Source organism: Amycolatopsis sp. NPDC043887 (genome assembly GCF_056435665.1).
In genome coordinates, this window is sequence record NZ_JBWKEB010000020.1 from 18,521 (window position 1) to 32,406 (window position 13,886).

The following is a 13,886-nucleotide window of genomic DNA, read 5'->3' on the forward strand; positions in this document are numbered from 1 at the left end:
TCCACGCACCATTCGCCGGAGGACGCATGGATCCGTTCCGTGTACCGCCCGAACTGTTCCGTTTCACCGACGGCAGCAGATCCGGGCTCCCCCTGGCGATCCTGCACGCCTTCGGTGAGGCGAACGAGCGGCTCGAGACGGCGCTCGGGATCGACGACGTCCGCACGAGGCTGCGGGAAGTCGGCTGGCTGGAGACTCTGGACGACGAAGACCTCGTCAAGGCGCTGGACCAGCTGAAGGGCCAGGGCCACCTCGACGTCGTCCAGAGCCACGCGGGCGACTACCGGACGGCGTCGGAGTACGAGCGCCGCAACCTCCAGTACTCGCTGACCCGCCAGGGCGAAGCGGCGTACGCGGGGGTGGTCCGCGCGAACGAGGTGCTCAACGCGTCCGGGGCGCTCCAGACGGCGACGCTCGAAGCGCTGGGTGAGCGGCTCGGCGAGCTCGCGAAGCAGCTCGAAGACGGCACGGACCGGCGCGTGTTCAGCACGCTCACCGAAGTCGAGAGCCACCTCGAAGCGTTCCGCGACAACACGAAGCGCTTCAACGGCGACCTCCAGCGCCTCCTGCACGCCGAAGCCGACCTCGCGACGTTCCACGAGGTCAAGGCGGCCACGGTCACGTATCTGCAGGGGTTCCTGAACGACCTGGAACATCACGCGCACACGATCGCCACCCGGATCAAGGAGATCGACGACCACGGCGTCGAGCGGGTGCACCGGCGGGCGCTCAACGGAGCGTCGCTGCCGAACCCCGACCCGCGCTGGCTCGACGTACGCAAGGCGCGGTGGGACGGCCTCCGCGCGTGGTTCCTGCCCGAGGACGGGGCGACGCCGCGGGTCGAGGACCTTCATCGCCTCGCGCGGCGCGCGATCATCACACTTCTCCAGGTCCTTGACCGGATCACCGAATCGCGGCGGCGCGCGAGCAGCGCGGTCGCCGATTTCCGCGAGCTGGCGCGGTGGTTCACCGTCGTCCCGGCACAGGAGGACCTGCATCGCCTGTGGTCCACGATGTTCGGGCTGAGTTCCGCCCGGCACGCGCACCTCGCCCACGCGGATCCGGAAGTGGTCAGCACGACGGCGTCGTGGCTCGACGCGCCGCCGGTCGAGGTGTCGGAACTGCTTCGCTCCGCGGGCCGCACCGAGCGGTTCACCAGGACCGGCCGGGTGCGCGACGTCAGCGCGATCAGAGCCGCGAGAGCCGAAAAAGCCCTGCAGGAACGCGCCGAACTCGAAGCGGCGTGGAACATGCTCGACACCGGCGGCGTCGTGCGGCTTTCGGCGTTCGAGAAGCTCGACCACAACGTCTTCGAGCGGCTGCTCGACCTGCTGGGGCAAGCGCTGGGCAGTGCCGTCGGCGCGGACGGCACCCGGCGGAGCACCACGTCCGACGGACAGATCGAGATCGTCCTGCGGCCGCCACAGACCGGCGCGGTCGCCCGCTTGACCACCACGAGCGGTGTCTTCCGAGGCCCCGACTACGAGATCGAGATCAGTACGGCCGGAGGCGGTGCGTGAGCCTCACCAACCAACTGGTCATCGCGGAACGCGAAGAGGTCGCGCGCGGGATCCGCGCACTGCTGGCCACCCCGCTGATCGGCGAGCGCGGCTCCCCCGAGACCTTCGACCTCATCCGGCGCCGCCGCGAGCCCATCCGGCAGTGGTTCGACTACTACTGCGGCTGGACGCTCACCGTCGAACCGCGGCTCGGCTACGCCCGGCTGGTCAAGGTCCGCGCGGCCACCGATCCCACGCGTCCGGCGCGACGGCTGCGCTCCGGGCGCGCCGCGTTCGACCGCCGCCGCTACGTCCTGTTGTGCGTGGTGGCCGCCGAACTGCTGACCGTGCCGGTGACCACCATCGGCCTGCTCGCCGGCCGCGTCGCGCAGGCGAGCGCCGCCGACGATCTCGTCACCACCTTCGACGTCGCCACCAGGGCGGAGCGTCTCGCGTTCGTGGACGTCCTCAAGCTCCTGGAGTCCTACGGCGTCCTCGAAGCCGCCGACGGCGACCCGGAGTCCTTTGTGGACGATCCGGCGGCGAAGGTGCTGTTCCGGGTGGACGCGACCCTGTTGCTGCGGATGCTCGCCGCGCCGGTCGGGCCGTCGCAGCTGGCCGTGCCCGCCGACGACGTCGCGCTGCGGTTCGAGGAACTGCTGGAAGCGGTGTCGCACGAGCAGCGCTACGGCCTCTCGTCGGGCCGCCACGAGGACACGCCGAGCGCGTCGGACGTCCAGCGGAACCTGTGGCTCCGGCACACGGTCTTCCGCCGTCTGGTCGACGACCCGGTGCTGTACTTCGCCGAACTGACCGCGGAAGAGCGCGCGTACCTCGGCACGCCGACCGGGCGCCAGCTGCTGCGGCGAGCCGCGGAGCAGGGCGGTTTCGTCCTCGAAGAACGCGCGGAGGGGGTGCTGCTCGTCGACGTCGACGGGCTGGCCACCGACGAGCGGTTCCCGGACGACGGCAGCAACGCCAAGGTCGCCGCGCTCCTGCTGCTCGACGCGCTGGACGAGCCGCGGACCACCGATTACCTGCGCAACGCCACCGCCAAGCTGCTGAAACGCTTCCCGCGCTGGGCCAAGACCTACCGGGGCAAGGACGGGGTGCGGCGGCTGACCGTCGACGCGCTCGCCGTGCTGACCGGCTTCGGCCTGATCCGCACCGAAGCCGAACTCGTCCGGCCGCTCCCGGCCGCCGCGAGGTACACCGACCGCACCGAGGAGGCGCCGTGACCGTGACGAGGTGGATTCCCTCCCGTGCGGGCATTCTCAACATCTGGCGCTACTACGACGAGATCTTCGAGTTCCACTACGGGCGCCTGCTGTTGCGCGGCCCCAACGGGAGCGGGAAGTCCAAGGCGCTGGAACTGCTGCTGCCGTTCCTGTTCGACGCGAGCCTGCGCGCCAACCGGCTGTCGACCTTCGGCACCAGCGAACGCAGCATGCACTGGAACCTGATGGGCGAAGGCGCTTCGGGCGCCACCCGCGTCGGGTACGTCTGGCTCGAATTCGGCATGGCCGGCGAGAAGTGGTTCACCTGCGGCGCGCGGCTTCAGGCCAGCACGCACACCAGTACGGTGCACGCCGACTTCTTCACCACCGATCTTCGGGTGGGCGACGGCTTGCCGCTGGTCAACGAGGCCGGCCAGCCGCTGACCAAGAACGCGCTGGAGGAAGCCCTCGGCGAACACGGGACCGTGCACGACGGCGCGGCCGAGTACCGCGCGGCGATCCGCGCGAAACTGTTCCCCACCTTGAGCGAACAGCGGTACGACGCACTGATCACCGCGTTGCTCCAGCTGCGGATGCCCAAGCTCTCGCAGCGGCTCGACCCGAGCCTGCTGTCCAATCTGCTCTCCCGCGCGCTTCCGCCGTTGGGGCAGCAGGAGATCGCCGAGCTCGCCGAGGGTTTCGAACGGCTCGACGCGCAGCGCGAACGGCTGGGCTCACTGGAGACCGAGGTCGACGCGACCCGCGCACTCGCCGCGCGGCAGAGGACCTACGCACAGCGTGTGCTGCGCGCGGGCGCCGCGAACCTCATCGCCGCGACCACCGAACTCGACGAACTCGCCGCGGCCGCCCGCCGTTCGGCCGAGGAGCACGACGAGGTCGCCGCGAAGAAGGAGGCCGCCGAGGAACGGTCGGCGAAGCTCGAAAAAGACGTCGAAGAGACCGAAGCCCGCCTCGCCGGGCTGACCGAATCCGAGTCGTACCGCAAGGGCCAGGAGCTCGACAAGCTGCGGCAACGGACCTTGTCCACGCGCGAAAAAGCGGAGGCACTGCGCGCGGACGCGGACCGGCTCCGCGCCGAGGCGGACGCCGACGAGGAGCGTTCACGGGCGGCGAAGCTGGTCGCGAAACGGCAGGCCGACCTCGTGCGCTCGCTGGAGACCGAGGTCCGTGCCGCCGCGACCCGCGCGAACCTGGCCGGGGTGCACGACGAACTCGTCGCCGGGCTGAATGAACCGGCCCGGCTCCGTCCGTTGCTGCAGGCCGCCGTCCGCGGCAAGCGCGACCAGGTCGAAACGCTCGGCCGGGCGCTGGACAAGCACGAACTCGCGGTGGGGCGGCGGCACCGGGCCGAGGCGGATCTCGACCGCGCGCGGTCGGATTTCTCGGCCGCGCAGGAGCGGCTGGACCTCACGACGGCGACGCGGGAACTCGCGCTGAGCGATCTGCGCACCCGGCTCGCCGAATGGGCGATCGGCTGCCGCGAGCTGCGGTTCCCCGACGTGGAGGCGGTCGTCCGGGAGGCCGAGGCGGAGGTCGCGCTGCTGGGCAGGCTCGGCGTCGTCGCTGAGACCGTGCTCGAAGACATCATCCGGCGGGAGGCGGCGACCGGTGCCGCGCTGGCCACCGCGCGCGCCGAGCACGACGGGCTCCTCGTCGAGGCGGGCGTGCTCGAAACGGAGGACGTCCTCGCGCCCGAGCCGCCGCGCACCCGCACGACGGACCGCGCCGAGATGAGCGGCGCGCCGCTGTGGCGCCTGGTCGATTTCGCGGGCTCGGTCCCGGAAAGCGCCCGGGCCGGGATCGAGGCCGCGCTCGAAGGCGCCGGCCTGCTGGACGCCTGGGTGAACTCCCACGGCGTCGTCGATGGACACGACGTGCTCGCGGAGACCGGGACGCTGCCGGTGGCCACCGGCCGTTCACTCGCCGACGTCCTCGTACCCGAACCCGACGCGGAGCTTTCCCCGGCGAAGATCCGCCGGATCCTGGAAGTGATCGCCTTCGACGACACACTCCCCGCCGGACCCGCCGCGATCGGCGCGGACGGCGGCTGGCGGATGGGGGGCCTGTCGGGCAGCTGGGCGAAGGACGCCCCGGCGTACATCGGCGCGTCCGCCCGCCTTCGCGCGCGGGAACGCCGGATCGCCGAATTGCGGGACAAGATCTCCCTTCGCGAGAAGACCATCGCCGAGCTGGAGGGCGAACTGGCCGCGCTGCGCGGCAGGCGCGAGCTGATCAAGATCGAACGCGCCGCCCGCCCCAGCCACGAAGATCTCCTTGCCGCCACGGGAGAACTGAACGCGGCCGAGGCCGAGCTGACCGCCGCCGACGCCGCCGTCCGGCATCTGGAGACCGCCGTCTCCGCGCTGGAGATCGAGGCCAAGACGGCGCTGCACGAGCTGACCGCCCAGGCCTCGGAGAGCGGGCTCCCGACCGAACGCGCGCTCCTGGCCGCGCTCGCCACGGCCCTGCGCACCTACTCCGACCAGGGCGAGAACTGGTTGTACGAGCACGGGAACCTGCTCACCGCGACCCAGCGGGCCGAGCTGTGCGCCGAACAGGCGGACCGGTCGGAGGCGAACGCGGCCCGGCGTGAGGACGAGGCTTCCGAAGCGGAGGCCGAACGCGTCAAGCTCACGGCGATGCTCGAAGCGATCGAAGGGACCGCGGGCAGCGGGCAGCGCGAGGTGCTCGCCGAAATCGACGCGCTGCGCACCAAACTGCGTGACCTCGCGGGCGAACTCCGCGCCGCGAACGCCGACGCCAAGGAACTCGCGGTGTCGCTGGGCGCGCTCGGCGTCCGCCGCACGACCGACGCTCGGGCCCGCGAGGACGCCGCCAAGAAACAGGACGCGGCCGCGCACCGGTTCCGGAAGCTCGCGACCGGAGTCTTCCCCGCCGACGGCGGGATCGAGGACCTGCCGAAGTTCCAGGCCACCCTGTCCGCCTCCGACGGGGTGCGGTCGGCGCTCGAAACGGCGCGGCTGGTGGCCGCGGCGTGGCCGTCCGTGCCGCACGCGCCGAGCAACCTCGGCGAGGCGCTGCACCGGCTCTCCGAGGCCGTGCACACCTGCCGGAACACCCTCAGCTCGCGGGCGGAACTCGATCTGGAGACCGACGAGGACGTCCAGATCTTCACCGCCGTCGTCGACGGGCTGCGGGTCGGCGCGACCGAACTGCTGAAGATCCTTTACGCCGAAGCGGAACAGAGCAGGCACGAGATCACCGACCGGGAAAGCGACCTGTTCGACAAGACGCTGACCGGCGACACCCGCCGCCATCTCGCGGCCCGTATCCGGCAGGCCAACGACCTCGTCGACGGCATGAACGCGCGGCTGGAGCGCGTGCGGACCGCGTCGAGGGTGGCCGTCCGGCTGGTCTGGCAGGTCTCCCCCGATCTGCCGCCCGGCACCAAGACCGCGCGGGATCTGCTGCTGAAGGATCCGGATCAGCTGACCGCCGAGGATCGCGTGTCCCTGCACAAGTTCTTCCGGGAACGCGTCGAGCAGGCGAAGGCGGACGACACGGCGACCAGCTGGGAACAGCAGCTCGCGCAGGTCTTCGACTACACGTCCTGGCACCGGTTCGTGGTCAAGGTGGACCGCGCGAACGGCGCGGGCTGGCAGCTGCTGACCAAGAAGCTGCACGGCGCGCTTTCCGGAGGGGAGAAGGCGATCGCGCTGCACCTGCCGCTGTTCGCCGCTGTCGCCGCGCATTACCAGGCCGCTCCCGAGGCCCCGAGGGTCATCCTGCTCGACGAGGTGTTCGTCGGCGTCGACACCACCAACCGGGGGCAGGTGTTCGGCCTGCTGTCCGAACTCGACCTCGACCTGATGCTGACGTCGGACCACGAATGGTGCACCTACGCCGAACTCGGCGGCGTCGGGATCCACCAGCTCATCACCGGCGGCGACGGTGACGACGCGGTCACCACGGCCCGGTTCACCTGGAACGGTCACGACCTCGCGCCGGCGGGCCATTAGCCTGAGCGGCCCCAAAGCCGGGCGCAGCGGGGTTCTTTCCGCCGTTCGTCCTTGTGCGGCGCGGGACCGCTCGCCACGTTCCTGCCGGTGGCTGTGCGGATCCAGGTGCTGGGCTCGCTGCGCGTATGGCTGGCCGGGGCGGAAGTCGATCTGGGCCCACCGGGTCGCCGTGCCGTCCTGGGGTTGCTGGTGCTCACCGGCGGCGAGGCGATGTCCAAGCAGGAGCTGGTCGACGCGCTGTGGGGTGAACGTGCTCCAGAGGCACGTCAAACACCTGCGGCGGCTGCTGGAACCCGGCCGCCCGTCGCGGTCCGGGAGCGAGATCCTGCCGCATGCCGGCGGCGGTTACGCGGTGCGCTGGGACGCCGTCGAGATCGACCTTCCCCACGTCCGCGGGCTTGTCGCCGAGGCGAACGACGCCCAGCGCGACGGCGAGACCGGCCGTGCCGCGGCGCTGTTCGGCGAGGCCCTGCGCTGGTGGCGTAGCAGGCCGCTGGCCGATATTCCTTTGCTCGCAACGCATCCGAAGGTCATGGCGCTGCTCTCGGAACACCGCGCGCTGCTCGCCCGCTACGGCGACGCGATGCTCGCGATCGGCGCCGCCGACGAGGTACTGGCCGAATTGGCCGAAGCCGCGGCGGACCAGCCGCTGGACGAGCCCGCGCAGGCCCGGTTGGTCCGCGCGTACCATGCCACGGGTCAGCGGGCGACGGCTTTCCGGCTCTACCAGGAGGTTCGCGAACGGCTCGTCGAGGAACTGGGGGTCGAGCCCGGGCCGGAACTCGCCGCCGCGCACTCCGCGCTGCTCGAAGACGGGGAACCGCTCCCGGCTCCGCGATCCGCCCTACGCGTTCCCCGGCAGTTACCCGCCGAGCCGTCCGGGTTCACCGGCCGGGCGGCCGAACTGTCCATTTTGGACCAACTGGTGCCCCGCGCCCGGAGCTACGGCGGCGCGGTGGCGCTCGCGGCCGTCACCGGGCCGGCGGGGGCCGGGAAGACCGCGTTGGCCGTGCACTGGGGTCACCGGGTCAAGGACCGGTTCCCGGACGGGCTCACCCGGTTCCTGGCCGCGCTGGACGTCCCCGCCGAACGCCTGCCGTCGGACACCGAGACCGCGTCCGCCTTGTACCGGACGCTGATGACCGATCGGAAAGCGCTGGTGGTGCTGGACAACGCCGTGGACGTCGATCAGGTCCGGCCGCCGCTGCCCGCCGGGCCGGGATGTCCGGTGCTGGTCACCGCCAGGGACCGGATGGGCGGGCTGGTCGCGCTCCACGGCGCCCGGCGGCTCACGCTGGGCATGCTCGAACCCGGCGAGGCGCTGGACCTGCTCGCGCGTGTGCTCGGTTCCGAATGGGTCCGGCCCGAGCACGAAGCGGCCGCCGAGGTGGCCGGGTTGTGCGCGTATCTGCCGCCGGCACTGAGGATCGCCGCGGCCAACCTCGCCGAAGACCCCGGGAACGGCATCGAGGACTACGCCATCGAGCTGCGCAAGGGCAATCCGCTCGCCGCGCTGACCGTGCCGGGCGACGAGCAGATCGCCGTCCGGACCGCCTTCGACTTTTCCTACGCGGCCTTGCCCGCCGAAACGCGCCGGTTGTTCCGGCTGCTGAGCCTGGTGCCGGGCAACGACATCGGCGTCGAAGCCGTCGAGATCCTGACCGGCGAGGAGCGGGCGGGCCCGATGCTGGACACGCTCGCGAGCGCGCATCTCGTCGAACAGCACGCGCCCGGCCGCTACCACTTCCACGACCTGCTCCGCCGTTATGCCGCCGATCGACTGCGGGATTCCCCGGCGGAGACCCGATCCGCCCGGCGCCGCCTGCACGAGTGGTATCTGCGTGGTGCCGGCCAAGCGGCGAAAATCTTTTACCCGCACATGTTCCGTGTCCCGCTGTCCGTGCCGGACGGCCCGGTTCCCGCCGCGGCGAAGGAGAACGCGGCGGAATGGCTGGAGACCGAACTGGGCAACCTCGTCGCCGTCGTCGAGGACGCGGCGCGGACCGGGCCGCGTCCGGTGGCCTGGCTGCCGGCCGACGCGCTACGCGGCTACTTCTGGATGTCGTCGCGTCAGGTCGAGTGGCGGGCGGCCGCCGGGGCCGCGCTGGCCGCCGCCAAGGAGGACGGCGATCTCCGAGCCCGCGTGCCCGCCCGGTTCAGCCTGGCGGATCTGGGTTTCCGCCAAGGGCGGTACCGGAGGCCGTCCGGGAGCACACCGGCGCGCTCATGCTCGCCCGGCGGGCCGGGTGGGTGGAGGCGCAGGCCGCGGTGCTGGGCAATCTGGGGCTCGTCCACTGGGAGATGGGGGATCTTTCCGGGGCGGCCGGCCACTACGTCCGGGCGCTGCGCCGGTATCGCGGGATCGGCTCCCGCTACGGGGAGGCGATCAACCTGTCCAACCTCGGGCAGGCGCGACACGCTGGCGGCAGGGTCAGCGAGGCGGCCGGCTTGCTCGCCAAGGCCCTCGCGCTGCATCGAGAGGCGGGGAACCGTGCCGGGGAAGCGGAAACGCTCGGAAGGCTCGCCTCGGTGTACTGCGATCTCGGCCGTCTCACCGACGCGCTCGACCACGCGCGCGAAGGGCTGCGACTAGCGCGGGAGACCGGAGAACCGCGGGGTGAGGGCGAGGCGCTCGTCGCGCTCGCGGGCGTGCATCAGCGCGTGGGGCACCGGCAGGACGCCGTCCGCCGGTACCGGCAGGCGCTGGCCCTGCTGCGGGAGACCGGCGATCGGTACCCCGAGGTCGACGCGCTCATCGGGCTCGCCACCGCGACCGGCGCCTCGGGCAGGCCCGCCGGGCGCTCGCCCTCGCCGAACGGGCGGGGTATGGCGCGTTGCGGAAACGGGCGGCGGCCGCGGTCGAGTCGATCCTTCGCGCCTAGGCGGTGTCCTGTAAGTCTGTTCGATGGGCTTCGTGATCCAGGTGGTTCCTGGCGGTGCGGGCGGATCGGCCTCGTACCGGGTCGTACTCGGCCGCGTCCGCCCGTGCCGTCAGGGACCGCCTGGGCGCGAAGACCGCGAACAAGACTTGCAGGACAGCGCCTAGGCCGCGATGTCGCTGCTGGTGTCGTACCCGCCGGCCGGATGGAACGTGACGACGACCCACGGGTTGACGCCGTGTTCCTCGCCCGCGCTGACCTGGCACGAGAACTCACTCATGTCGAACGCGCTCCACGCCTTGTCCGGCAGTTCTTTGATCGACTCCTCGATCCGGCCGACCCAGCGACAGGCCGGACTGTGGACTCGCGCCGTCACCGACGGCTCGGCCCAGATGATCGTCCCGCCGTCCGAACACCACGAGAGGTCGAACGTGTAGGTCCACCTCCCCGCCTCTTCGAGCACCACCGGCTTGATGACCTTGACGCCGGAAGCGCATTCCCGGGCCGCTTCCGCCTCGGCCGGCGCGACGATCGTGAGGCCTGCGCAGAGGATCATCGAGCAGGCAAGGACTTTCTTGACCGTCATCGTCCCACTGTTCCGCCGGTTCACCACGCCCGCAAGCCGCCGGACGCCGGATCCAACCGACGTCCAATGCCCGTCCAGTGCCGCCGAATAGCTTGTGCTCGAACAGTTTCCGCTGAGGGGAGTACGGATGAGGGCACGACTCAAGAAGGTCTTGACCGCGGCGGCCACCACGGTGACCCTCGCGGCGGCGCTCGTCGTCGGGACCGCGACCGGCAGCTCGGCGCAAGCGGCCGGGCCGCGGGCGTACAGGGGCTCACCTGCGAGGAGACACGCCTGATCGGGCTCGATTTCCGCGTCCAGAACGGCTTGCTGTACGGCGTGGGCGACAAGGGCTGTATCTACACGATGAAATTCCCGCCCGCGGCACCCGACGTCATCGTCACGAAGGTCTCGCAGCTGAGCGTTCCGTTGTACGGCAAGGAGTTCGGCATTGACTTCAATCCGGCCGCCGACCGGCTCCGGGTGATCAGCGACTACGGCCAGAACCTGCGGCACAATCTCGGCGACCACGTCACGATCGAAGACACCATCCTGACCACGCCGCCGGCGGGAGGGCCGACCAGAGGCGTCACGGCCGCCGCCTACACGAACAACGACCTCAACCCCGACACCGCGACCACGCTGTTCGACATCGGCACGGCTCCGACCAGGTACTCGTCCAGGCGCCCGCCAACGCCGGGTTCCTCAGCCCGACCGGCGCGCTCGGCGTCGACACCGGCCCGATCGCGGGCTTCGACATCTTCAGCGACCTCACCAACGGCAAGACGACCTCGGTGAGCGCGTTCGCCGTCCTCAACCCGGCCGCCGGGCCGTCGACGTTCCACACGGTCGATCTGCTGACCGGCGCGGCGACCAAGGTCGGCGACTTCCCGTTGCCGGGCGGGGATATCGCTGTCGCGCTCGATACCAACTGAGCGGGGAACGCCGCTGTCCGGTGTCCGGTCTTCGGCCGGGCACCGGACAGCGGTGTGTTCGTGCTTTGCCGGAAAACGGCGATGGGGCTGGGTTTCGGTTGCCGGAAATCGGCAACGCCGTAGGACCTTTCGGATGTCGAGGTGCTTGTCGGCTGACGTAACTCATCTATTGGCTCTCACTTGCCCACCCGAGGCTTGGTTGCCGGAAAACGGCAAGGGTGTGCGGCGGCTGTGAGGGCGGTCTTTGTTGCCGAAAATCGGTAATGCCATCCGTGTCCGCGGGGTCGGGATTTGTCGGTGGTGGGTCGTATGTTCATGGGGTGGACACTCACTCCGCGCCCGTGGCGCTTCTGGAAAACATCACTGACCCCGAGGTGCTGGCATCGGTCAACGCTGCTGTCGATTCCTTGGATGACAAGGATGCCGTTGCTGTCGCGCAAGCGGCATCGGCCGGGATCGCGCGGCTGGAAGCGATCCGGTTCCGGGCTGTGGCGCAGCTGAACCGGCACCGCGCCGGTGCTCGTAGTGTCACGCAGGAGGTGGCGTTCGCGTTGTCTGTTGTGGACAATCATGCGGGTGCGATGGTCGCCGCGGCCGACGCGTTGACCACTCGCCTGCCCCGCACTCTGGGCTTGATGGACCAAGGGAAACTCGGCGGGTTCGGGGCGATGAAAGTCGCCGCAGCCACCTCGTGGCTCTCAGACGAGGACGCGCGTGCCGTCGACGCGCTACTGGAGGACCGGATCGCGGACAAGAACCCTGATCAGGTCCGCAAAGCCGCCAATCATGCGGCGAACACGATCGACCCCGAGGGCGCGGACAAGCGGGCCGAGGGGCATCGTGAGGGCCGTCGTCTCACGTTGCGTCACGGCGAGACCGGTGTCGCGTCGATCGAGGTCGAAGACGCCCCAGTCGAGAAGGCGGCCGCCGCTTATCAGCGGATCGATCGTGAAGCGCGAGTCCTGAAAACCGGTGGTGAGACCCGCACTCTGGATCAGCTGCGTGCCGACGTCGCTCTCGATCTCCTCCTGGGCGGCCGGGGTGGTGCGGGTGAGCGCAGTGAGGTGTTTCTGTATATGGATCTGTTCACCTATCTCGGCCTGAACGACGACCCGGCGGAGATGGCCGGGCACGGGTCCCTTCCCGCCGGGTTGGCCCGCCAGATCGCCACCGGCCCGAACACTGTGCTACGGCGGATCATCACCGACCCGCTCTCCGGGCAGGTCCTCGACCTCGGCCGCGGCCGCTATCGGCCGTCAGCGGGTGTGGACGAGTTCGTGCGGGTGCGGGACCGGGAATGCCGAAGACCCGGCTGCCACCGCCCCGCCCAGGCCTGCGACATCGACCACTCGCTGCCGTGGCAGCACGGCGGCCACACCAACGCCGACGAGCTGGTCGACCTCTGCCGCCGCGACCACCGCCTCAAGGACGAACCCGGCTGGACCTACCAGCTCGCCCCCGACGGCACCCTCACCATCACCACCCCCACCGGACAGACCCACGACAGCTCGCCACCGCCACTCCACCAACCCCGACCACCAGCCCCGACTGCTGACGAACCACCACCGTTCTAAGTCATCGCCGGAAAACGGCAACAACCCCTACCAGGGGACGAGTTCTGCAACCGCGAGGTCGGTCGCCGCACACCCGCTATCAGTCGCGTTGCCGGAAAAAGGCAACGGCCTGCCCACGCGATGACGAATTCTCCAGGCACCGAGTTGTCGCCTTAAACCCGCCAACACTCGTCACATAGCCAAAACACGGCGACGGCTCGTTCACGCCCCCGAGGGTTCTCCAGGTACGCACTCACCAGCCGCAACCGCGTTGCCGAAAAACGGAGACGGCCCTCCAAGCCCCTGACTCGAGTCACAGCCGAGCCGCCACAGCCTTGCCGACAAACGGCAACGCCCCCCATGCGACAGCGAGTTCTCCAGCTGCCACGCACCCAGCCCATAGCCGAAAACCGACCACGCCCTCCCCTTGCAAGAGGCCCAAGAGACCAACTCCACCCACGGTCTGAGCCCGAAGACCGGACCGTGATCCGATCCGCGCCACCACCACACACGGAAGGCTCACCGGGTATGGAAACCGACTACGTCTTCCCCGGCCGCCGCGTCGCCGCGGTCTCGATGGTCCTCGGACCGGTCCTGCTGCTCACCGGGACGCTGCTGCGGTCGCGCTTCGACTTCTTCTTCCCGAGCCAGCTCAAGGCGATGAGCGACCATCCCGCGCTGATGACCGCCGCGTACACGTGTTTCCTGGCGGGCAATGTCGTGCTGTGGCCCGCGATCGTCGCGCTCGCCACGAAGATCGGCCGCACCAGGCCGGCGTTGGCCGCCTGGGGTGGCCTGTTCGTCCTTTTTGGACTCTTCGAGCGGACCTTTCACGCCGGGATCGACCAGGCGGCGCTGGGACTCACCGAACGCCGTGGCTCCGGGTTCGCCGAGAGCGTGGTCAGCGAGTCGTATCAGGACCTGCATCTGTTCAGTTTTCTGTCGTTCACGATCATGTTCGGCTGGTACGTGCTCGCCTTCGCCGCTTATCGGGCGAAAGTGCTCGGCGTCGTCGGGTCGATCGGACTGGCGACGATGGGGCTTCTGCCACTCGGCGTTCTGAAAGGGACCGAATTCGTTTCGATCATCGGCACCGCCGGGCTTTGTGTCGCGTTGGTTCCGGCCGGTATCCGGGCATTACTGGAAAGTCCCAAACCGAGCCGCCGCACGATGGTGCTCACGGCGATCGCCGTTCCGGTTCTGGGCGCGCTCGCCTTCGCGAGCGCACTGGGCTGAA

Annotated in this window: 7 protein-coding genes and 3 pseudogenes; 9 read left to right on the forward strand and 1 reads right to left on the reverse strand. The window is 70.1% G+C overall.

The window, feature by feature from the left end; translation table 11 throughout:
• The first annotated feature begins 26 nt into the window (after positions 1-26).
• The 5 genes and pseudogenes from AC069H_RS36860 to AC069H_RS36880 all read left to right on the forward strand — a co-directional run.
• Positions 27-1,520, forward strand: coding sequence for a TIGR02677 family protein (locus tag AC069H_RS36860; RefSeq protein WP_478235412.1), 1,494 nt, complete (start codon positions 27-29; stop codon positions 1,518-1,520).
• On the forward strand, positions 1,517-2,737 hold the full coding sequence (locus AC069H_RS36865; protein WP_478235413.1) for a TIGR02678 family protein: 1,221 nt from the start codon (positions 1,517-1,519) through the stop codon (positions 2,735-2,737). Before AC069H_RS36860 ends, AC069H_RS36865 begins: the two co-directional genes overlap by 4 nt.
• Positions 2,734-6,717 carry a TIGR02680 family protein gene (locus tag AC069H_RS36870; protein WP_478235414.1) on the forward strand — a complete coding sequence of 1,328 codons (3,984 nt, stop codon included), beginning with the start codon at positions 2,734-2,736 and terminating at the stop codon, positions 6,715-6,717. The genes AC069H_RS36865 and AC069H_RS36870 overlap by 4 nt, the downstream gene beginning before the upstream one ends.
• 352 nt (positions 6,718-7,069) lie before the next feature.
• Positions 7,070-7,465 (forward strand): annotated as a pseudogene (locus tag AC069H_RS36875) (AfsR/SARP family transcriptional regulator); the annotation flags it as partial.
• Positions 7,466-9,018: 1,553 nt separating this feature from the next.
• Positions 9,019-9,402: pseudogene (locus AC069H_RS36880) on the forward strand (tetratricopeptide repeat protein); the annotation flags it as partial.
• Positions 9,403-9,759: 357 nt separating this feature from the next.
• Here AC069H_RS36880 and AC069H_RS36885 read toward each other — a convergent pair.
• A complete protein-coding gene (locus tag AC069H_RS36885; RefSeq protein ID WP_478235474.1) occupies positions 9,760-10,182 on the reverse strand; it encodes a hypothetical protein in 423 nt (140 codons plus the stop codon).
• A gap of 127 nt (positions 10,183-10,309) precedes the next feature.
• Between AC069H_RS36885 and AC069H_RS36890 the strand changes: the two genes are divergently transcribed.
• The 4 genes and pseudogenes from AC069H_RS36890 (at position 10,310) to AC069H_RS36905 (ending at position 13,885) form a co-directional block, all read left to right on the forward strand.
• On the forward strand, positions 10,310-10,459 hold the full coding sequence (locus AC069H_RS36890) for a hypothetical protein (RefSeq protein ID WP_478235480.1): 150 nt from the start codon (positions 10,310-10,312) through the stop codon (positions 10,457-10,459).
• Between the two features lie 8 nt (positions 10,460-10,467).
• Positions 10,468-11,096, forward strand: a pseudogene (locus AC069H_RS36895) (DUF4394 domain-containing protein); the annotation flags it as partial.
• Positions 11,097-11,437: 341 nt separating this feature from the next.
• Positions 11,438-12,670, forward strand: a complete 1,233-nt coding sequence (locus AC069H_RS36900) for an HNH endonuclease signature motif containing protein (RefSeq protein ID WP_478225547.1) — start codon at positions 11,438-11,440, stop codon at positions 12,668-12,670.
• Positions 12,671-13,177: 507 nt separating this feature from the next.
• Entirely contained in the window at positions 13,178-13,885 is a 708-nt protein-coding gene (locus AC069H_RS36905; RefSeq protein WP_478235415.1) for a hypothetical protein, read from the forward strand.
• The last annotated feature ends 1 nt before the right edge of the window (position 13,886 follow it).

Coding starts and splice junctions, on each gene's coding strand:
- AC069H_RS36860 (WP_478235412.1), top strand. CDS start 27: ATGGATCCGTTCCGTGTACCGCCCGAACTGTTCCGTTTCACCGACGGC.
- AC069H_RS36905 (WP_478235415.1), top strand. CDS start 13,178: ATGGAAACCGACTACGTCTTCCCCGGCCGCCGCGTCGCCGCGGTCTCG.
- AC069H_RS36885 (WP_478235474.1), bottom strand. CDS start 10,182: ATGACGGTCAAGAAAGTCCTTGCCTGCTCGATGATCCTCTGCGCAGGC.
- AC069H_RS36890 (WP_478235480.1), top strand. CDS start 10,310: ATGAGGGCACGACTCAAGAAGGTCTTGACCGCGGCGGCCACCACGGTG.